16 protein-coding genes, 1 tRNA gene and 1 pseudogene are annotated in these 18,917 nt (G+C 69.0%); 11 read left to right on the plus strand and 7 right to left on the minus strand.

Features of this window, described 5'->3' with window-relative positions; genetic code table 11:
- Positions 1-19: 19 nt before the first annotated feature.
- On the minus strand, positions 20-445 hold the full coding sequence (gene mscL / locus AB0F70_RS21945; protein WP_357453279.1) for a large conductance mechanosensitive channel protein MscL: 426 nt from the start codon (positions 443-445) through the stop codon (positions 20-22).
- A 162-nt stretch (positions 446-607) separates the two neighbouring features.
- Positions 608-1,426, minus strand: a complete 819-nt coding sequence (locus AB0F70_RS21950) for an SAF domain-containing protein (protein WP_357453282.1) — start codon at positions 1,424-1,426, stop codon at positions 608-610.
- A 175-nt stretch (positions 1,427-1,601) separates the two neighbouring features.
- On the opposite strand from AB0F70_RS21950, the gene AB0F70_RS21955 reads away from it, so the two are divergent.
- Positions 1,602-1,805, plus strand: coding sequence for a hypothetical protein (locus AB0F70_RS21955; RefSeq protein WP_357453499.1), 204 nt, complete (start codon positions 1,602-1,604; stop codon positions 1,803-1,805).
- Between the two features lie 14 nt (positions 1,806-1,819).
- On the opposite strand, the pseudogene AB0F70_RS21960 reads toward AB0F70_RS21955, so the two are convergent.
- A pseudogene (locus tag AB0F70_RS21960) lies at positions 1,820-1,966 on the minus strand (FmdB family zinc ribbon protein); the annotation flags it as partial.
- 308 nt (positions 1,967-2,274) lie between these two features.
- On the opposite strand from AB0F70_RS21960, the gene AB0F70_RS21965 reads away from it, so the two are divergent.
- The gene (locus AB0F70_RS21965; RefSeq protein WP_357453486.1) at positions 2,275-4,824 is read left to right on the plus strand and encodes a penicillin acylase family protein; all 2,550 of its coding nucleotides are present in this window, start codon (positions 2,275-2,277) and stop codon (positions 4,822-4,824) included.
- A 31-nt stretch (positions 4,825-4,855) separates the two neighbouring features.
- Here AB0F70_RS21965 and AB0F70_RS21970 read toward each other — a convergent pair whose 3' ends face one another.
- On the minus strand, positions 4,856-5,506 hold the full coding sequence (locus AB0F70_RS21970; protein ID WP_357453285.1) for a 5-formyltetrahydrofolate cyclo-ligase: 651 nt from the start codon (positions 5,504-5,506) through the stop codon (positions 4,856-4,858).
- Positions 5,507-5,787: 281 nt separating this feature from the next.
- On the opposite strand from AB0F70_RS21970, the gene AB0F70_RS21975 reads away from it, so the two are divergent.
- The 5 genes from AB0F70_RS21975 to AB0F70_RS21995 all read left to right on the plus strand — a co-directional run bounded on the left by AB0F70_RS21975 (position 5,788) and on the right by AB0F70_RS21995 (position 9,513).
- Positions 5,788-6,345, plus strand: coding sequence for a GNAT family protein (locus AB0F70_RS21975; protein WP_357453490.1), 558 nt, complete (start codon positions 5,788-5,790; stop codon positions 6,343-6,345).
- A 234-nt stretch (positions 6,346-6,579) separates the two neighbouring features.
- The gene (locus AB0F70_RS21980) at positions 6,580-7,533 is read left to right on the plus strand and encodes a hypothetical protein (RefSeq protein ID WP_357453287.1); all 954 of its coding nucleotides are present in this window, start codon (positions 6,580-6,582) and stop codon (positions 7,531-7,533) included.
- A gap of 123 nt (positions 7,534-7,656) precedes the next feature.
- Positions 7,657-7,729, plus strand: a tRNA-Ala gene (locus AB0F70_RS21985).
- A 179-nt stretch (positions 7,730-7,908) separates the two neighbouring features.
- Positions 7,909-8,175 carry a helix-turn-helix domain-containing protein gene (locus AB0F70_RS21990; protein ID WP_357453290.1) on the plus strand — a complete coding sequence of 89 codons (267 nt, stop codon included), beginning with the start codon at positions 7,909-7,911 and terminating at the stop codon, positions 8,173-8,175.
- 3 nt (positions 8,176-8,178) lie between these two features.
- Positions 8,179-9,513, plus strand: coding sequence for a site-specific integrase (locus tag AB0F70_RS21995; protein ID WP_357453293.1), 1,335 nt, complete (start codon positions 8,179-8,181; stop codon positions 9,511-9,513).
- Between the two features lie 968 nt (positions 9,514-10,481).
- Here AB0F70_RS21995 and AB0F70_RS22000 read toward each other — a convergent pair.
- Together AB0F70_RS22000 and AB0F70_RS22005 are read right to left on the minus strand one after the other, a co-directional pair.
- Positions 10,482-10,640, minus strand: coding sequence for a hypothetical protein (locus tag AB0F70_RS22000; RefSeq protein WP_357453296.1), 159 nt, complete (start codon positions 10,638-10,640; stop codon positions 10,482-10,484).
- 9 nt (positions 10,641-10,649) lie between these two features.
- Positions 10,650-11,876, minus strand: coding sequence for a helix-turn-helix transcriptional regulator (locus AB0F70_RS22005; protein ID WP_357453299.1), 1,227 nt, complete (start codon positions 11,874-11,876; stop codon positions 10,650-10,652).
- Between the two features lie 181 nt (positions 11,877-12,057).
- Here AB0F70_RS22005 and AB0F70_RS22010 point away from each other — a divergent pair, with 181 nt between their 5' ends.
- The 4 genes from AB0F70_RS22010 (at position 12,058) to mobF (ending at position 18,338) form a co-directional block, all read left to right on the plus strand.
- Complete coding sequence (locus tag AB0F70_RS22010; protein WP_357453302.1) at positions 12,058-12,897, plus strand: HAD family hydrolase; 840 nt, start codon at positions 12,058-12,060, stop codon at positions 12,895-12,897.
- Positions 12,898-13,001: 104 nt separating this feature from the next.
- Positions 13,002-13,466, plus strand: coding sequence for a hypothetical protein (locus tag AB0F70_RS22015; protein ID WP_357453305.1), 465 nt, complete (start codon positions 13,002-13,004; stop codon positions 13,464-13,466).
- Positions 13,467-13,481: 15 nt separating this feature from the next.
- Complete coding sequence (locus AB0F70_RS22020) at positions 13,482-14,387, plus strand: phosphotransferase (RefSeq protein ID WP_357453308.1); 906 nt, start codon at positions 13,482-13,484, stop codon at positions 14,385-14,387.
- Between the two features lie 441 nt (positions 14,388-14,828).
- A complete protein-coding gene (gene mobF, locus AB0F70_RS22025) occupies positions 14,829-18,338 on the plus strand; it encodes a MobF family relaxase (protein ID WP_357453311.1) in 3,510 nt (1,169 codons plus the stop codon).
- Between the two features lie 43 nt (positions 18,339-18,381).
- Here the strand turns inward: mobF and AB0F70_RS22030 are convergent, their stop codons facing one another.
- Positions 18,382-18,843 (minus strand): hypothetical protein, encoded by a 462-nt coding sequence (locus tag AB0F70_RS22030; protein WP_357453314.1) that lies wholly within the window; start codon positions 18,841-18,843, stop codon positions 18,382-18,384.
- Between the last annotated feature and the right edge of the window lie 74 nt (positions 18,844-18,917).

Consider the following 18,917-nt stretch of genomic DNA (forward strand, 5'->3'; position numbering starts at 1 on the left):
CTAAGGACCCCGCGGTTACTTAGCTGGACTGCGACGGCGACTGCGCGCCCGACTGCGCACGCAGCAGGTCGCGGATCTCGGTGAGCAGCACGACCTCCTCTGCGGCGGCCTCCTCGACGACCTCTTCCGAGGTCTTGCGCAGCGACTTCAGCTTGTTGATCGGGAGGATCACGAAGAAGTAGATGGCGCCCGCGATCAGCACGAACATGATCAGGCCCTGGATGAACACCCCGATCGGGAAGACGGTGGATTTGCCGTACCAGTTCGGGACGTCGAAGGCGATACGCGAGAAGTCCGGTGCGCCGACGAGCCACCCGATGAGCGGCATGATGAGGCCCTGCACGAGGCCGTTGATGACCCCGGAGAAAGCGGCGCCGATGACAACGGCGACCGCGAGGTCGAGCACGTTGCCGCGCGTGATGAATTCCTTGAAACCCTGAAACATTCTGTGTCCCCTGCTGTTGTTCATCGGTGGTCGAGAGCCGCCGGGACCGGCCCGGTCAAGGATTCTGCGGTTACTTCGAACATTCCGCACCTTGAAGGGACATTCTGCCGAATTGCGGCGATGTTTGCCCCGCTATGCCCGGGCGATGGCGACCGTACCGCCCTACGGCACCAGTACCGCCGTCACCGCGCCCCAGCCCGAGACCGCCGACAGCTCCGGCGCGTCCTTCGGGATCACCGCGACGAGCGTGACCGGACGGTCGCCGTCCGACGCCGGGCCGAGCAGCCCGCCCGCGGCCTCCGGCTCGCGTCCGGCCGGGACGGGCAGCACCAGCGCGCCGCGCGCGAGATACCGGGGTGCTCCGTGCGGTTCGCTGCCCGACGTCGTCCCGGCCAGCAGGTCGATCCGGTCGCCGGGGCGCAGGAGGGCGGCGACGGCGTCGTCGGACAGGCGGACCGGGACCACTACGGTGCCGTGCGGGGCGGCGGCGGAGACGCCGTCGTCGGACACGAGGGTGGCGTGCAGCGGCGCGCCCGCAGGCAGCCCGACGACCGTCGCGCGACCGAGCAGGCCGCGTACGGTGTGCAGCGCCCCGGGCGGGGCGAGTTCGGCGGCGACGGAACGCAGGACGACGTCGTTCCGGGTGAGCGCGGTTCCTGCCGCGACGGGCCGTGCGGTGACCGCCACGTCGATCGTCGGCGGGGGCGGCGGACGCAGGAGGTGCACCGTCACCGAGGCCGCGAGACCGAACAGGGCGGCAGCCAGTGCGAAGCGCCAGCGCCACAGGATCCGTCGGGCACGCCGGAGCGCGGCCGAACGGGAGCTACCCGGACCCGCCCGGCGTGGACCCAGCCCCGCCGGCTGGCCGGCGGGTGGAGCGGTCCCGACCACCATGTCCCACGGCGTGCGCACATCGGAGCCGGAGCCGGGCGGCGAACCGCGGCGTGCGGCCGGTTCGGTGATCGAATCGAGAAGTCCCATGCCCGCGACGTTATGCAGCAGGTGAGGGGACGCGGTGCCGCCGTCGGGCAGCCTGTGTACAAGAGGCCGAGTACGCGACCTGTGGTCGCGCTCGCACCGTTGGCGGGCCGTCGGACGGGTCCGCGCCGCGGCCGAAAAAGTTCGGCCGCAGGATCAGGCGGAGGCGGCCTTCGACGTGCTCGAACCGCTCGACGACGAACCAGAGGATCCGGACGAGGACCCGGCCGAACCGGAAGAGCTCGACGGCCCCGACGAGGAGGGCGAGGACGACGACCCGGAGCTGTCCGAGGAGGAAGCACTCGACGAGCCCGAGGAGGACTCCGACTTGCCCGGCTTCACGGTGCTGGTCGTCGACGTGCTGCGTGAGTCCGTCCGGTAGAAGCCGGAGCCCTTGAAGGTGACGCCCACAGAGCTGAACACCTTTCGCAGCTTGCCCTGGCACTCGGGGCAGATGGTCAGCGAAGAGTCGCTGAACTCCTGGTGGATGTCGAACGCGTGGCCGCAGTCGGCACACCGGTACGCGTAGGTGGGCACGTGCACTCCTCTTGGACATCAGGCCGGGTGGAGCGTCGCGCGCTCACCGGAACCGGCTCTGGCACTCGGGGTTTCCGAGTGCCAATAGTAACGGCCTGGCGGCGGGGGATAGTCCCCGGCTCTCCGGCGTGTGTTCACTCCGGTGCGTTCACGCAGGGACAGGGGCGGACGGTAGTCTCCAGTGCGTGTCCGCGACCACTGCCGCCGAGCCCGTAGAGCCCGCCGAAACAGCCAACTCCGACGGTGCGGGACCGACCAAGCCCCGTCGGACTCGTACCACTCGTGTCCGCCAGTTCATCGTCGGCACCGCCGTCATCCTGGTCCTCGTCCTCGTTGCTCTGACGACTTTCGGCTGGCTGACCGCACGCCGGCCGCTCCCGGAGTACTCCGGGGAGATCCAGGTCGAGGGACTGAGCTCTGACGTGCGCGTCAGCCGCGATGCCCAGGGCGTCCCGCAGATCTACGCCGACTCGGCGGAGGATCTGTTCCGCGCGCAGGGCTACGTGCACGCGCAGGACCGCTTCTTCGAGATGGACTACCGCCGGCACGTGACCGCGGGCCGTCTGGCCGAGCTCGTGGGCAACAACCCCGACGCGATCCAGGCGGACATGGTCACCCGCACGTTCGGCTGGCGCCACGTGGCGGAGGAGGAGTTCAACCTCCTCGACGACACGACGCGCCAGTACCTGCAGGCGTACGCGGACGGCGTCAACGCCTACCTCAAGGACCGTAGCCCCACCGAGACGGCCGTCGAGTACACGGTGCTCGACGTCAGCGTCGAGGTGAACGCGCCGGAGACGTGGGACCCGATCGACTCGCTCGCCTGGCTCAAGGCCATGGCCTGGGACCTGCGTGGCAACTACGACGACGAGCTCGACCGAGCCCTCGCCTACACCACCCTCGGCGACGCGACACGGGTCGCGGAGCTCTTCCCGGCGTACTCGGGCTCGGGCAACGCGCCGATCCTCGACCCCGCAGAGGCGGGCTTCCCGCAGGCGACCCAGCAGACCCAGGCGACCCAGACGTCGTCGGGCACCGGGGACGCCTTCCAGAGCCCCGACCTCGCCGAGGCCCTGAAGTCCGCGCAGCGGGCGCTGGACGCCGTTCCGGTGCAGATCGCGCGCGGTGAGGGCACCGGCTCGAACTCGTGGGTGGTGTCGGGCAAGTACACGGAGTCGGGCATGCCGCTGCTGGCCAACGACCCGCACCTCGACCTCGCGGCGCCCGGTATCTGGGCGCAGGTCGGCCTGCACTGCAACCAGGTGGGCCCGGAGTGCCCCTTCGACGTCTCGGGGTTCTCCTTCTCCGGCTTCCCCGGCGTGATCATCGGGCACAACGCGGACATCTCCTGGGGCCTGACGAACATGGGCGCCGACGTCACCGACTTCTTCATCGAGCGGGTCCGCAACGACACGTACCTGCGCGGAGCGGACCAGTGGGTCGAGATGGAGAAGGAGACCGAGGTGATCCGGGTCGACGGCGGTAGCCCGGTCGACCTCGAGGTCCGGCGGACCGTGCACGGCCCGATCGTCTCGTCGGTCATGGACGAGGCCACCATGGACGCCGTGCGCAACTCGCCCACCGAGACCGGCACGGAGCTGGGCCAGTACGAGATCTCGCTGAAGTGGACGGCGCTCCAGCCCGGCCGCACCGCCGACGCCGTGTTCGAGATGAACCGCGCGAAGACCCCTGCGGACATGAAGGCGGCGGCTGCGAAGTTCGAGGTCCCGTCGCAGAACATCGTCTTCGCCACGACTGACGGCCACATCGGCTACCAGGCGCCGGGCAAGATCCCGGTGCGGGCCAGCGTGCCCGGCGCCGTGGAGTCCGACGGCGCCTGGCCGCGCCCGGGCTGGGACCCCCGCTACGACTGGACCGGCTACGTGGCTCCGGCGCAGATGCCCGGCGTCGTCGACCCGAAGGAAGGGTTCATCGTCGCCGCCAACCAAGCGGTCCTGCCCAGCGGGTCCGGGCCGTTCATCACCCGCGACTGGGACTACGGGTACCGGTCGGAACGCATCCGCACGCTCATCAGCCAGCGGATCGCCGAGGGTCGCAAGCTCACGGCCGCCGACATGTCGGAGTTCCAGCTGGACCAGTGGAGCGTGTTCGCCGAGACCCTGGTGCCCGTCCTGACCGAGGTCGAGCTCCCGGCCGGCTACGACTCGGACGGTCAGAAGCTCCTGGCCGACTGGGACGACTACTCCATGGATCCGGACTCGGCGGCGGCCGCCTACTTCGCGGCGGTATGGCGCAACCTCCTGGAGATCACGTTCAACGACGAGCTGCCGCAGTCCATGTGGCCCGACGGCGGCAGCCGCTGGCTCGCCGTGATCCAGGGCATGCTCGACAACCCGAACGACGCGTTCTGGGACGACAGGTCGACGGTTGCCGTCGTGGAGAGCCGTGACCAGGTGCTCACCGAGGCACTGGTCAGCGCGCGCCAGGACCTGACCGTCGAGCTGGGCAAGGACACCAGCGACTGGGAGTGGGGCACGCTCCACCAGCTCAAGCTGCGGCATCTGGTGCTCGGCGGGCCCGGCATCCCGGCGCCGCTGGCCGCGTACATGAACCCGGCGCCGGTCATGGTCGGCGGCGGCACCTCTGTCGTGAACGCCACCGCATGGGACGCCGCCAGCGGCAGCTTCGACGTGACGAGCGGCCCGTCGATGCGCATGGTCGTCGACCTCGCGGATCTCGACGCCTCCACCTGGGTGGTGGTGACCGGCACGTCCGCGCACCCGGCGTCCGCGCACTACGACGACCAGCTCGAGGCATGGGCGACGGGGGAGACCTTCCCGTGGCCGTCCAGCCCCGAGGCGGTGGCCGCCGCGCAGGTGGACGAGCTGACCCTCACCCCGTGAGGTAGGCGCCTGCTCGGCGGGAGGCGGTGGTCTAGCTCCCGCCGAGCAGGCGCCAGTCCGTCGTCGTGGCGACGGCGTCCACGCGGATGTCGTGCTCCTCGAGCGGGAGCGGGTGGTCCGCGGCGTCGTACACCTCTTCCGGGAAGACGACGGCGATCACCTTCGCCCCCGGCCGCAGGTGGGTGAGCGCCCGGTCGTACCAGCCGCCGCCCTGCCCGAGCCGCACCCCACGGGTGTCGACCGCGATAGCCGGCGCCAGGACGACGTCGGCCAGCTTGATGGCGTCGGTGCCCAGCGTCGCGCCTCCGGGCTCTGGCGGCCGGCCCGGTGCACGTTCGAGGAGGTCGTGCGAGCCGGTGTAGTCGGCCCAGTCGCGGGCCAGGCCGGCCCCGAGCACGGGGAGCAGCACGCGGACCCCGCGGTCCATGAGGCGGTCCAGGAGCGGCAGCATGCCGGGTTCGGCGCTCCGTGCCGCGTAGGCCGCAACACAGCCCGCGTCGCGAACGTCGGGAATTGACTCGATGATGTCCGCTAGTGATTCAGCCGCCTGGGCCCGTTGCCGGGCCGACCGGTGGCCGCGTTGTGCGCGGATCGCGCGGCGGAGCTCTTCCTTGGCGTCACCTGTCTCCATCCCGGGTATGACGGGGTAAGGCTGTGGCGTCGGAACCGAGATGCCGCTCATGACCGCTATTGTGCCAAGACTCCGAGACAAGATTGTTACGAACAGCGTACGAAGAAGGCGAGAACATGACCGAGCGGCTGCTCGACGGGTCCTCCACCACCGAGCGTGGTAGACCCGCTCCAACGCCGGGATTCGTCTTGGAACGCGGCAAGGGGCGAACGATGATGCCGTCGAGCAGGTCGGACGTGCCAGAAGGCACGACGGGAAAGTTTGTTAAGGGGTGGACGGTGGCCAAGCCATGGCCGGTGACGCTGCGCGAGGACACGTCGGCGGGTGCGGTCGTGCTGCGCCCCCTCCGGCGGCGGGACGCGACCGAATGGTCCCGGCTCCGGGCCGAGAACGCAGCCTGGCTGGAGCGCTGGGAGGCGACGGCGCCCGGTGCGAACCGGTACATCGCCTCGACGTTCGGCGAGTACGTGCGCTCGCTCTCCGCGCAGGCCCGCGCCGGGACGTCGCTCCCCTTCGGGGTGGAGCTCGACGGCGCCCTCGTGGGGCAGCTGACGGTCTCCTCCATCACGTGGGGGTCGATGTGCTCGGCGAGCATCGGGTACTGGGTGAGCGAGAGCGTTGCCGGTCGGGGCGTCATCCCCACGGGCGTCGCGATGGCGACCGACTACGCGTTCTTCCTTGGGCTGCACCGCATCGAGATCAACATCCGGCCCGAGAACAAGCCGAGCCTTCGTGTGGTCGAGAAGCTGGGGCTGCGGGACGAGGGTGTGCGCGAGCGCTTCCTGCACATCCAGGGCCGGTGGCGGGACCACCGAACCTTCGCGGTCACCCGCGAGGAGGTCCCGGAGGGGCTGCTGACGCGCTGGCAGCGCCTGCGGGACGCGCCCTGACGGGAGGACACGCCGCGCGCGGTGCCGCTGGGCGAGGCAATGCTCGCCTAACGTCGTGTCGTGGAATCGACCGCAGGACTGACAGCCGCAGCGCTGTTCGTCCTGTGGCTGGGTTACTGGCTGCCAAGCCTGGTACGCCACCGGACAGAGCTCGCCGACGCGCGGGTGACCGACCGGTTCTCGGCAGGGCTGCGAATCGTCGCGATGAGTGGCTCCGGACGGAAAGGAGGGGCGATGGCTACTGACGGCAAGCCGCGGGGGACCGGGCAGGGTGTGCCACGCGTCGCCCGCCCGACCCCGAAGGGGCACCCGCTCCAGATCATGGTCCGCGGCCGCCCGCTGACGGCGGAGCGTATCCGCCGGGTCGAGCGGCGTGCGCGGCGGGCCGCGCGTGCCCGACGTCGTCTCATCGTGTCCGCGTTCCTGATGGTGTGCAGCATCGCCGCCTGGGTGTTCGTCGGTCTCGACCGGTTGCACTGGGGCATGGCCGTCGCGCCGTCGGGCATGCTCCTGTTCGTGCTGTTCCTGGGCCGCCGTGCGGCCCGTGCGGCACGGCGGGCGGACGCCCGGTGGCAGGCGACCGTGCGGGCGGCGCGACAGCGTGCCACGCAGGCTCGCGTCCTCGCGAACGGCGGGCCCTACGCGCCGCGAAACCGGGCGCAGGTCACCGGTCTGGCGACGCACGGCTCGAGCACGCAGACACAGGCGATCCCACGGGTCGTCCGCAAGGACGTGCTCGACGAGATCCTCGACGGCCCCGCGAAGCCGAAGGTCATCGAGGTGCCCGTCGAGGACGAGGTGCAGGCGGAGCGTCCCGTAGAGGCCAAGGAGCCGGCGAAGCGGGACCAGCCGCCGAGCGGCCGCGCCTGGGACCCGGTTCCGGTTCCGCTGCCCACCTACGTGACCAAGCCGGCGGCGCCGCAGCGTCAGCCGGCGGCACTTCCGGCCTCGTCGACGGCGCCAAGGGGCGCGGCAGCATCTTCAGGTCCGACGACGGGCGCTCCGGGCCGGCAGCCGGGGTCCGGTGCGGTGCTGCCGCCGTCGGTCCCCGTGTCCGCCTCCGCGCGGGCCGGGGCCGACCCGGCTGCCGAGGACGAGCTCCTGCGGGGCGAGCCGCCGCGCAAGAAGTCCGAGACGCTGGGCAAGCCGCTCGAGGAGATCCTGGCGCGGCGCCGGGCGGCCGGATGACGTTGCTGGTCGGCGGCGTGACGCCGCTGATCGAGGTCGCGCGGGTCACGTATCCGTGACCCGCGCGACACCGGAAGAAGTTGCGGATCACCTGAGGTGAAGTGCTACTCTTCTGCAGTCCGAGGGGCTATGGCGCAGTTGGTAGCGCGCTTCGTTCGCAATGAAGAGGTCGGGGGTTCGAATCCCCCTAGCTCCACAGACAGAGGGCCGTTGATCCTGGCGTAACGCCAGGTCAGCGGCCTTCTTTGTTTTTGCCGGACCGCCACGACGAAGGGCGGCCGAATGAAGATGCCACGGGTTGTGCCACGCGTGAGATGGCGGCTGGCGCGCATGAGCGGTCATGGACGGTCGGTGTGCCACGCACACCTGTCGCCCATGAACGACCACGCTGAGGACGACGAGAACCTGTCGCGGACACCGTTGTGGACGCTGAACGAACTGTGCACGAAGCTGCGCGTCACGCCACGGACGGTCCACGGCTGGCGACGTCGCGGCACTGCGCCTGCCGGATACAGGGTCGGCCGGCACCTGATGTTCGACGAGGCCGACGTACGCGCTTGGCTGGAGGCACGCCGGACAACGTCTGCTACCGATGATGAGACCGACGAGCACACCGGTACCGATGACGGGTCGGGGTGGTGAATCGTGGCCATCAAGCTCAAGCCGGGACAGCACGGCGAAATCTTCATCTCTGAGCACAAGGACAAGTACCGCGCGAAAGTGCGTGTGTGCCTGTTCGACGGGTCCGAGACGCAGGTCTCGCGCGTAGGGCCGACGGGTGAGGAAGCGCGGCTCAGGGTGCAAGACGCGGTTGCGGAGCGTCTGGGGGCGGCACAGGGGTCTGTGGACCTGAAGCCGGACAGCAAGGTCGGCACCGCCTGTCGGCAGTGGATCAAAGAGCTGCGGGTGCGGTCGAAGTGGGCAAACCCGAAGATCCGTCCACAGACTGTGGACGAGTACGAACGGCTGCTGGGCAACCATGTGGTGCCGCACCTGGGCAAGCTGCGCTTGTACGAGCTGACGCCTGCTCGCTGCCAGGCCTGGATCGACGGCATCGTCGCTCGTGGGCAGGGTAAGAAGAACGATCTGATCAGCACGACGATCAGTGCCCGGGGTGCGTTCATCGCCGTGTTGGATCGGGCGGTGGTGCATGACGCGCTGCGGGACAACCCGGTACGCAAGACGATCCCGCCGGCGAGGAAGACGCCGGACCCGAAGGCGATGACTGCGACGGACGTGTATCGCCTGCGTACCGCCGTTCGCGCGTGGGAGGCCTCCCGGGAGGGGCAGCCGGGCCCGAAGCCGACAGGACATCTGCCGGTCGCGGTGGACGTGATGCTCGGGACCGGGATGCGCATCGGAGAAGTCATGGCGCTGCGGTGGGGCGAGGTGAACCTGTCCCCGGACGGGCTGCCGACGATCTCGGTCGAGGCAACCCTGACGGACGTGAAGGGGCAGGGCACTGTGCGCCAGGAGAGGCCGAAGACGGACGCGGGGGAGCGGACCATCATCATCCCGCCGTTCCTGGCCGCTTCGCTGGAGTCGATCCGCCCTTCGGCCACGACGGCGGAGATGCCCGTCTTCCCGTCCCGGACGTTCCGGGACGGGCGCAACGCGCTCACTCCGCAGACCACGCACAACGTCAGACGATCCCTGCGCCTTGCGCTGAAGGAGGCCAAGATGACCGGCGAGGTGTACCCGCACCTGCTGCGCAAGACGGTCGCGACCGTCGTCGCTCGCAAGATGAGCACGGCCGTCGCCGCCGCTCTGCTCGGCCACAAGATCGACGGCGGGGTAACGGTCAGGAACTACATCGAGCGGCTGAGGCTGGCGCCGGACACGTCGTCCGTGCTGCAGGAACTGGTCGCCATCGGCGAGGAAGAAGCTGAGAAGAAGCGTCCAGGAACAACCGATCCGGAGACAGCGGCTGAGGCTCCTGCTGTGCCGGACCGAGAGCTCGTGGACGCCAGCGGCTGGTGACCCCCGAGAGGGGCACCGAGCATCTGCCCAGGTCGTACGGTCCCGCCAAATCGGCGGGACCGTACTTGGCCGGTTTGTTCCTCAGGTCCGTCGAGGGCCCGACGCGGATCGTTTCTGAAACTCGGATCGGCCGGCGGTCGTCCTGGGGCTCTGGCCGGTGATCGACGCCGACACCCGGGCTCGGGAATTTCGGCGCTGGGCCTGGAACGTCTGCCCAGGTCATATGGTCCTGCCAATTTGGCAGAACCATTGTTGTCCGGTTTGTTCGCCAGAGCCGGGACGGGCCAGGGGCGCATCGGTGGTTCGGTAGAAGCCCAGGTCACGCGGTGGTGCCAAATTGGCACCACCGCGGCTGTCCGAATTAGCCCTGAGGCTGGTGACGGCGCAGTCCTGACCGCGCGGCATGTCGGAGCGAACCCGCAGGTCGCGCGGTGGTGGCAATTTGCCACCACCGCGCATGTCCGAGTTAGCCCGCATGTACCTGCGTCTGCCTGCCCCATGCTCGCGATTGTGCACGCCACCTGTACTCGTCGAGGTACCAGTTGACGTCCCCCCAAGCAGCCTTTCCGGGCAGGGTCCGGGTGGGGGACATGGCGGTGAACAGGGCGAACACATGTCCCCCAACTCGTGAACATTGCTCAGGGCCGGGACGTGGAAATCGGAGCGCGTTCGTGCACAGGCATCGCCCGACGACGGCTTGGGCCAGCCTGCTCCGCCCACTGCCTCCGCCGGGCGACCCGCGCGCACGCACACATCCATGCGTCGATGGTGACGAACGAGCGCACGCTCTGCGCACACCAAGATGCCCGCACACCAGGGTGTGCGGGCCTATCTGTGCAGGTCAGAAGGCGCACACCAGTTCGTCGTACACCGACGTCACGGAGAGTGCGCCGAGACGGAGGCAACGCCACCCGGAACGGGCGGGTTGCCTCTCTTCGTCGTCTCAGGACCGGTGCCTTCGCCTGCACTCAGCCGAGCAGTACGGCATCCACACCGCTGTCGAGCTTGCGCTGCCGCTTGATCGATCTCCAGCTTCGCGGCAGCGCTTCCTCGGCAAACACGAAAACGGAGTCGCCTTCACGCTCGGCGGATAACTCATGAGGAATCTCGGAGTCCGATGTCGACACGGCGCGACCCTACTGCCCGTTGCCGTCGCCACCGAGCCACGTTGTGAACTCCACCAGCGGCTGGTTTGTGCGCCTGTGAGCGCGGACGAGGAGCCGGGTGACCTCGTGCGCCGTCGGGTGGTGGCGCGTCTGCTGGGGTGCGACCTGGCGTGCCTTTTCGAGACTCGTTAGAGCGTCCTCGTGGTGTCCCTGCCAGAACTGCGCCCGTGACAGGTCGAGGTAGTGGTGCCCAACGCGCGTCGGGAGCCTGCGCTGCCACTCCGCGGGGACACGGACCTGGTCGTTCAGGGCGAGGGCAGTCGGCCCGTCGCCGGACTCGACGGCCGTCGCCACGGCGTGGATGCCCGCGTTCGTCGGGCCAAAGCCGAGCTTCCTCCAGTCACCATCGGTGTCGATGGGCTGGTGGACGGCGATCCTCTGGGCCTCGGCCACATGGGCGCGCGCCTCGTCCGGCTTGTTGGCGCGAGCGGCGATGATCCCGGACCGCAGGTGGAGAGAGCCCAGCATGCGGAGCGCTTCCGGGTTGTCGCGGCCCATCGGGTCGATACCGGCGCGGCCACGGTCGAGGATCTTTAGGCCGGTCGAGTAGTCGCCCATGCGCATGAGGGAGTTGGTCCGTACCCAATCGCTGAACGCCGCGAGCATCGGGTCGTTCACCTGAGTGGAGAGCCACTGAATCTGCTTCTCGATCACAACCGAGAAGTCCTCATAGCCGAGCTTGTAGCTGACCGAGTGGGCCGCGTGGAGCATGGCCGTGATCGCATCGACGAGCGCCGCTCTCTCCCGGCCGGTGTGGTCCTCGTGGAAGAGGGCGGCGGCTTGCAGCATGACCGCCGGCAGCTGCTCCACAACCTCGATATTCCGGTCGAGCTGGCGGAGCTTGGACAACCGGAAGGCGTCGGCGATGACCTCCGCCTGGGGGCGCGGAGGCCCGTCCAGCTCAGGCGGGAAATCCCAGTAGGCCAGGGCGCGCCGGAGAACCGGCATTGCTTGGTGGACACGGTCGGGCTGCGCACCCTTCCGGAAATATGGCTGCCGGGTCAGGTCCGCGATGTCGATGCCCAGCACGCGCGCGGTCCGCGCGACGATGGGCTGGTTCGCTTCGCGGGAACCCGCCTCGATCTTGCGCAGGAGCGATTCACTGATCCCAAGCTTGCGGGCCAGTGCCTGCTGGGTGAGCCCGGCCCACTTGCGCTGGTGCTTGATGCGGCGACCAATCGAGTCGTCGTCGTCCATGTCGGCATCCCTGGATGGTGGGTAGCGGGGGATTCTCACTGTAATGCCCGGCTCTGCCCGGCAACAGGCCCGTCCGTGCTGGCCCGGCCCCTGTGTTGATTTTGTGTCGGTAGCGCTCTCGCTGAATTGGCAGGGTGGAGAAAGCCGCGAAGAAGGCGCGGGTTACCACCAGGAGAGCCCCATGAATCCAGCACAGGCAGAGCCGCCAGCGTCTAACAGATCCGGGTCACACTTGGTCGGCCTCGATATCGACGGGACGCTACTCGTAACAGGCAAGGACCCGACGCCTGCCGTTGTTGCTGAGTTCAGGGCTGCACAGAACGCCGGCCACAAACTGGTGCTCGCAACGGGGCGTTCCCTGGTCGGTGCTTTGAGGGCAGCCCGCCTACTGGAGATGACAGACGGCTGGATCATCGCTTCGAACGGGGCCGTCGTGGCCCGGATGACTGGCGCCGAGGCCGAGGTAACCGAGATGCATCCGGTCGACGCGGAGGCTGTCGTCGACTACGTGTCGTACGTCCGTCCCGAACTATGCATGGCAACCGAGATCGTCGGAATTGGCTTCCACGTGTGGGGCAGCTTCCCGATTCGGGAGCTGAACGGCCACCAGATATCGGTCTCCGAACTCTCCGGCCTCTGGGCTAACCCGACGCCCCGCTTGGCGATCTACGGGCCGAACGCACAATCACTTGTCCCGTCGATCCGCGCAGGCGGGATGACCGCCATCCGGACACGACCCGACTGGGTCGACGTGACGCCGGACAAGGTGAGCAAGGCGACCGCCCTCGAAAAGCTCCGCCGCGAACTAGGCATTCCCAAGGAAGCGACTGTGGCCATTGGGGACGGCGAGAACGACATCCCGATGCTGAGGTGGGCGAACCGTGGGGTGGCCATGGGCCATGCCCCGGACTCGGTCCGGTCTCAGGCCCCCTACCGGACAAAGTCCGTGTTCGAAGACGGGGCAGCCCTGATCCTGCGCGGCCTGGCCCGGATCAGGGCTTCTGCCCCGATCACTCATTGATCTTGCGGCTGGGTGGCGCCCCAGACCCCTTCATCACCGCTCGGCCGCAAGCCCGCTTCTGGCGGGCATGTACAGCACCACCCCGCACAACGAGGAGGAAGCACATGACCACCATCACCACCGCGCGAGAACTGCGAGAGGGCAGGGAACTCGTCGATGCCGACCTGTTCCACAAGCTCGTTCAGCGAGTCGCCGAGGAGCACGACCACGACCTGACCATGGCCGGACGGATCGTGGACCAGGCCCTCGCGTTCCTGGGCACCACCGCGACCCACGTGGGGCGTCCCCTCTCACCGTCCGAGATCGTGGACCCGGGGTGGCACGAGTTCATCCTGCACACGGTTGACTACGCTGCGTTCTGCGAGCGGGTCGCCGGCCGGTTCCTGCACCACGTGCCCACCGACCCCCAGGAGCTGTCCGCTGAAGGCGAGGGCGCACACGACACGCTCAGTTACACCGTGAGCGCCATCGCCTTCGCAGGGTTCTATGTCGACACCGAGCTGTGGCCGACCGCGCACGCGGGCAAATGCTCGCAGTGTCACGCGGGCTGCACCAGCTCGCCCGTCTGATCGACAGGGAGACAGATGAACCGCCGATCCTGGGACGAGCTGCCCGACGACGTCCGCCGCGCTATCGAGGCACAATGCGGCGGGCCGGTCCTGCGCATCGAGACCCCGTCCGCTGGCCGCAATTCGGCCTTGTCCGCGTTGCTGCACACGGCGAACGGGAGTGTGTTCGTCAAAGGCATCCCGACCGACGTTCGGCTGTTCAACGCCCACCGGCACGAGATCCGCGTCAACACCTGGCTACGGCACCGCGTCTCCGGTGTGCCGTGCCTGCTGTGGACGATCGAGGCTGGAGGCTGGCTGCTCGCCGGGTACGAGTCCGTGCCTGGCGAGCACGCCGACTTCGCCCCCGGCTCGCCTGACATCCCGGCCGTGGTCGACGCCATCTCCCGGATGGCCGAGGACCTGACACCGAGTCCTGCACCCGAGGTGGCGCCGCTCAGCCGCAAGTACGCGCGGCTGGCCGGGTGGCAATGGTTGGCGGACAACCATGCGGACCAGCTCGACGCGTGGGAGAAGCAGCACCTGGACTTGCTCGTCGAGCTGGACCACCACGCGCCACGCGTCCTGGTTGGGGACAGTCTGGTCCACGCCGACATCCACGAGCTGAACATGCTCGTGGACAAGGGCACGGTGAGCGTCATCGACTGGGCGTGGTCCCGGACCGCCGCGCCCTGGGTGGACGCTTCACTCCTCGCTATCCGCCTGATCGCCGAAGGGCACGACCCGGCCGACGCTGAGCAGTTGGTGGCGGGCACGTGGGGGATGCAGCACGCCAGCGCGACGGCGGATGCCCTCACGACGTTCGCCGCGACCACCTACGGCCAGTGGAGGCGTTTCTCCATCGAGTTCCCCAGCCCGCACCGTGATGCCCCGACTCGTGGCGCGCAGCTCTGGGCTCGGTATCGACTTCCCGTGAGCTAACCCGCCCCAGGAGACAAGCCAGAGCCCCAGCCCGAATCGTCCCGGGCTGGGGCTCTGCTCTGTCGAGGGGAGGCGCACATGGCATTGAAGGGCAGCGACGCCCAGCCGAACGGACTGCGTCACACGCTGGGCGGTGCCGGTGAGGCTTAGGGGCAGGGGTCCCCACTCCGCGACTCCCTCCGGCCCTGGCAGCACTGACTACGGCCTGCGCGCTTGCGATACGGCCGACGCACACGCGCGCGACATACACGCGCGCGACGACACACAACAGACGGCTGACACGACGTTGCGCTTGTGCGGCTAGGACAGCGAGCGGACTGACAGCGGGACCCGCGGACCGCCCGAGAACGGGTCACGCCTCTTGCAGATCGAGGCACCTAGAGCGATTTAGCCCGCCTTGGGTGCGGGCTGCACACCTCGTGCTTGGGAGGTGTGCGGCGTATGGCTGTGACGATTGCCGTGATGTCGGGCGGGGACGGGTACTCGTACTTCATGAGGTCGGTCGCGGCTGGAGATGGCGACCGGTCGATGAGTACCCCGTTGACGCGGTACTACACCGAGACGGGCACGCCGCCCGGCCGGTGGATGGGTTCCGGTGTCGCGAGCCTGGGCTCGAACGAGCTGGGGCGCCTGCTCGTAGGGGACCTGGTGACCGAGGAACAGATGGCCCGGCTGGCGGGCAAGGCCCTGGACCCGATCACGGGCGAACGGCTCGGCCGCGCCTACCCGGTGTACGGACCCAACGCGGGCGGTAAGTCTCGGCGGGCGGTGGCGGGGTATGACTTCTCGTTCGCGCTGCCGAAGTCGGCCTCGATCTTGTGGGGTGTGGCCGACGCCGGGGTCCAGGAACAGATCGTGGCGATCCACCACGCGGCGGTGGCCGAGGTCTTCGCGTTCATGGAACGCGAGCTGGCCGCGACCCGGACCGGAGCGTTTGTCGCCGGGAACGCGACAAGCGCGGCAGGGGAGGGCGGCGCGGTGGCGCAGGTCGGTGTCACTGGCCTGATTGGCATGGCGTTCGATCACTGGGACTCACGGACCAACGACCCGCACCTGCACACCCACGTCGTGGTCTCCAACAAGGTCAAGACCGTCCTCGATGGGAAGTGGCGGTCTCTGGACGGGCGGGGGCTGCACGCCGCGACGGTCGCGATGTCGGAGCTGCACGAAGCAATCGTGATGGACCACCTGACCCGCACCTTGGGCGTCGGGTGGGAGCTGCGGCCCAGGGCCGGGCAGGGCCGCAACCCGGGCTGGTCGATCAAGGGCGTCCCGGATGATCTGATGGTGGCGTTCTCGCGCCGGTCGGTACAGGTCAACACTCGCGCTGACGAGCTGATCGCGGAGCACGTCGCGAAGTACGGGCGCCGCCCCAGCAGGCCCACGATCAACAAGTACCGGCAGCGGGCCAGCCGGGAGACCCGCCCGGACAAGACCCACCACTCCCTGGCCGACCTGGCCAGAGCGTGGCGGCTGCATACTGCCCAGATCCTGGGCCGCGATCCCAGTACGTGGGCCAGCGGCCTCGTGTCCAAGGCGCCGCCTCGAGTGCTGCGGGCCGATGACGTCCCCCTGGACATGATCGGCGACCTTGCCCAGTTGGTGGTGATCGTGGTTTCGGAGAAGCGGCCGACGTGGCGGCGCTGGAACCTGTACGCCGAAGCGGCCCGGCAGACCAAGGCCCTGCGGTTCGCCTCGGCGGACGACCGGATGGCCGTGCTCGCCGCGATCACGGACCGGGCCGAGGGCGGTTCGGTGCGGTTGACACCGCACGACCTGGCCGTCACCCCCGAGAAGTTCCGCCGCCCAGACGGAAGCAGCATCCTGCGCCCGAAGGACTCAGCCCTCTACTCCTCGCAAGCCCTGCTGGACGCCGAGGCACGGCTCCTGGACCGGGCCGGCACCCGCACGAGCCCGACCATCAGCCTGGACGCTGTCGAGCACACCACCACCACGCGCGGTCCCGGTGAGCGGACGTGGATGGTCTCGGGCGAGCAGGCTGAAGCCATCGCCCGTATTGCCGTCTCGGCTCGGCAGGTGGACCTGCTGATCGGCCCGGCCGGCACCGGGAAGACGACCACCATGCGCGCCCTGCGCGCCGCATGGGAGCACGAGCACGGCCCCGAGTCCGTCGTCGGCCTCGCGCCGTCGGCGGCTGCCGCAGCGGTCCTAGCCGAAGACCTGGGCATCGCGTGCGAGAACACGGCCAAGTGGCTCTACGACCACGCCCACCAGGCCGCCGTGTTCCAGCCAGGGCAGCTGGTCATCGTCGATGAGGCCACGCTCGCCGGGACCCTGACCCTGGACCGCATCACCGCACACGCCGCCGAGGTAGGGGCGAAGGTGCTGCTGGTCGGTGACCCGGCCCAGCTCCAGGCCGTCGAGGCTGGCGGAGCGTTCGTACTCCTCGCCGCCACCCGGGAGGCCGAGGACGGGGTACCGGAACTGACCGAGGTTCACCGGTTCACTCACACGTGGGAGAAGCATGCCTCCCTCGCGCTACGCCACGGACACGACGAGGCGATCGACGCCTACATGGACCACGGACGGGTCCGCGACGGCGACGCCCAGGACATGGTCGAGACCGCGTATGTCGCGTGGCAGGACGACCTCGCCGACGGCAAGACCTCCGTGCTCGTGGCCTCGGACAGCGAGACCGTCCGGGCGGTCAACGAACGCGCCCGTACCGAACGACTCCAGACCGGCGCCACCGATGCTGGCCGGGCCGTGCGGCTCGCTGACGGGCTCGGCGCGTCGGCAGGTGACGTGGTCATCACCCGGCGCAACGACCGCCACCTGCGAACCAGGAACGGCTCGTGGGTGCGTAACGGCGACCGATGGACCCTCGTGAAGATCCGCAGTGACGGGTCGGTCGTCGTACGCCGACCCGAAGCCGAGTACGGCAACACGGTCGTGCTCCCCGCGACGTACACGGCCGAGCAGCTAGACCTCGGGTACGCGGTGACCACCCACCGTGCGCAAGGGCTCACGGTCGACACTAGCCACGTCATCACCGGGCCAGGGATGACTCGGGAGAGCTTGTACGTCGGTCTGACCCGGGGCCGGGAGAACAACACCGCCTACGTCATCACCGACACTCCCGTGGAGATCACGCCAGACGACCACGAGGACCCCACACCCCGAAGCATCCTGGCCGGGATCGTCCGCACGGTCGGAGCCGAGAAGTCCGCTACCCAGGTCGGCAAGGACGAGGCGGAGCGGTGGGGTTCGGTCGCGCAGCTCGCCGCCGAGTACGAGACCCTGGCCGCAGCCGCACAACGCGACCGCTGGACCAGACTGCTCCACCAGTGCGGCCTCGCACCCCGGGACGCGGACCAGGTCATCACCGCGCCCGCGTTCGGAGCCCTGACCGCAGAGCTGCGCCGGGCCGAAGCAGATGGCCACGACATCGAACGTCTGATGCCCGAACTCGTCGCTCAGCGCGGTCTGGGCGACGCCGACGACTCCGCAGCCGTGCTGCACCACCGCCTCGCCACCGCGACGGCCCGGCCCGTCTATCACGACGGACTGACCATCCGACAACGCCCACCGCGCCGGATCGCCGGCCTAATCCCCGAAGCCGCCGGACCCATGGCAGACGAGTACCAGCAGGCGCTCCAGGAGCGGGTGGTCTTGATCGAGCAACGCGTCACACGCCTCGTCCAACGCGCCATCCACGAGCACGAACCCTGGCTTACCGCGCTTGGCCCCGAACCAGACGACACCGGAGCACGACACACCTGGCAGGCCACCGCACACATGATCGCCGCGTACCGCGACCGCTACGGCATCACCAGCGCTGCACCGCTCGGCAATGGCCCGGTCTTTTCTGATGCTCAGGCTGTCGATGCCGCAGGCGCGGCCGCTGCGCTGTGTGGAGTGGGGCGACCACCTGCCGTGCATGCACCCCGGCACAGCACGACGCGACACGAGCGAGGTATCGGCATGTAGAAGATGGCCACAGCGCCACCCAGGCGCGCCTAGCCACCTCGGCTCACCCGAACCCAAGCTCCTTCCGCGCGGCTGTCACGAGAGCATCGACCGCCACAGCCCGCTCGTCCGGGTTCGCGCGGTGCGCGCTCATGTCGACGAGGGCTGCGGCAGCCTCGCCGACATCGGCGGAGACCATGCGGATGCGGGCCAGAGCGTTGCGGGAGTCGATCAGGGCGGGTAGCCACGACTCGCGTGCCTCTGTTAGTTCGCGCTCTGCTCGTTCGGTGTTCTCGCCCCTCTCCATTGCGCGCAGGTGCAGATGGAAGGCGGACTCGGTGCGGTCTTCGACATCCCACCGGATACTCTCGGCAGCGATCAGGTCTGCGACAGCGAGGTAGAGCCGGTCACGCTTCGCCGTCGCGCGGTCGCGGTGCAGACCGGTGCCCCACTGGACCAGCGACGACACGGCAGCCGAAACGAGAGCCGAGGCAGAGATAAGGGCGAGCCAGTCAGTCCACTCCATGCAGAGAGGGTAGGGCGGTTCACCGACACTCGGGTGTCGTGCTTGCCCGATGGTGAGCCCTGTCGCCGACGGGC

The sequence above is a fragment of the Promicromonospora sp. NPDC023805 genome (genome assembly GCF_040639635.1).
In the GTDB taxonomy this organism is placed as follows: domain Bacteria; phylum Actinomycetota; class Actinomycetes; order Actinomycetales; family Cellulomonadaceae; genus Promicromonospora.

Bases quoted from the DNA above. Each gene is read 5' to 3' on its own strand.
- mscL (WP_357453279.1), bottom strand. From the start codon at position 445: ATGTTTCAGGGTTTCAAGGAATTCATCACGCGCGGCAACGTGCTCGAC.
- AB0F70_RS21950 (WP_357453282.1), bottom strand. From the start codon at position 1,426: ATGGGACTTCTCGATTCGATCACCGAACCGGCCGCACGCCGCGGTTCG.
- AB0F70_RS21970 (WP_357453285.1), bottom strand. From the start codon at position 5,506: ATGAGCGGCATCTCGGTTCCGACGCCACAGCCTTACCCCGTCATACCC.
- AB0F70_RS21980 (WP_357453287.1), top strand. From the start codon at position 6,580: ATGGCTACTGACGGCAAGCCGCGGGGGACCGGGCAGGGTGTGCCACGC.
- AB0F70_RS21990 (WP_357453290.1), top strand. From the start codon at position 7,909: ATGAACGACCACGCTGAGGACGACGAGAACCTGTCGCGGACACCGTTG.
- AB0F70_RS22005 (WP_357453299.1), bottom strand. From the start codon at position 11,876: ATGGACGACGACGACTCGATTGGTCGCCGCATCAAGCACCAGCGCAAG.
- AB0F70_RS22010 (WP_357453302.1), top strand. From the start codon at position 12,058: ATGAATCCAGCACAGGCAGAGCCGCCAGCGTCTAACAGATCCGGGTCA.
- AB0F70_RS22015 (WP_357453305.1), top strand. From the start codon at position 13,002: ATGACCACCATCACCACCGCGCGAGAACTGCGAGAGGGCAGGGAACTC.
- AB0F70_RS22020 (WP_357453308.1), top strand. From the start codon at position 13,482: ATGAACCGCCGATCCTGGGACGAGCTGCCCGACGACGTCCGCCGCGCT.
- mobF (WP_357453311.1), top strand. From the start codon at position 14,829: ATGGCTGTGACGATTGCCGTGATGTCGGGCGGGGACGGGTACTCGTAC.
- AB0F70_RS22030 (WP_357453314.1), bottom strand. From the start codon at position 18,843: ATGGAGTGGACTGACTGGCTCGCCCTTATCTCTGCCTCGGCTCTCGTT.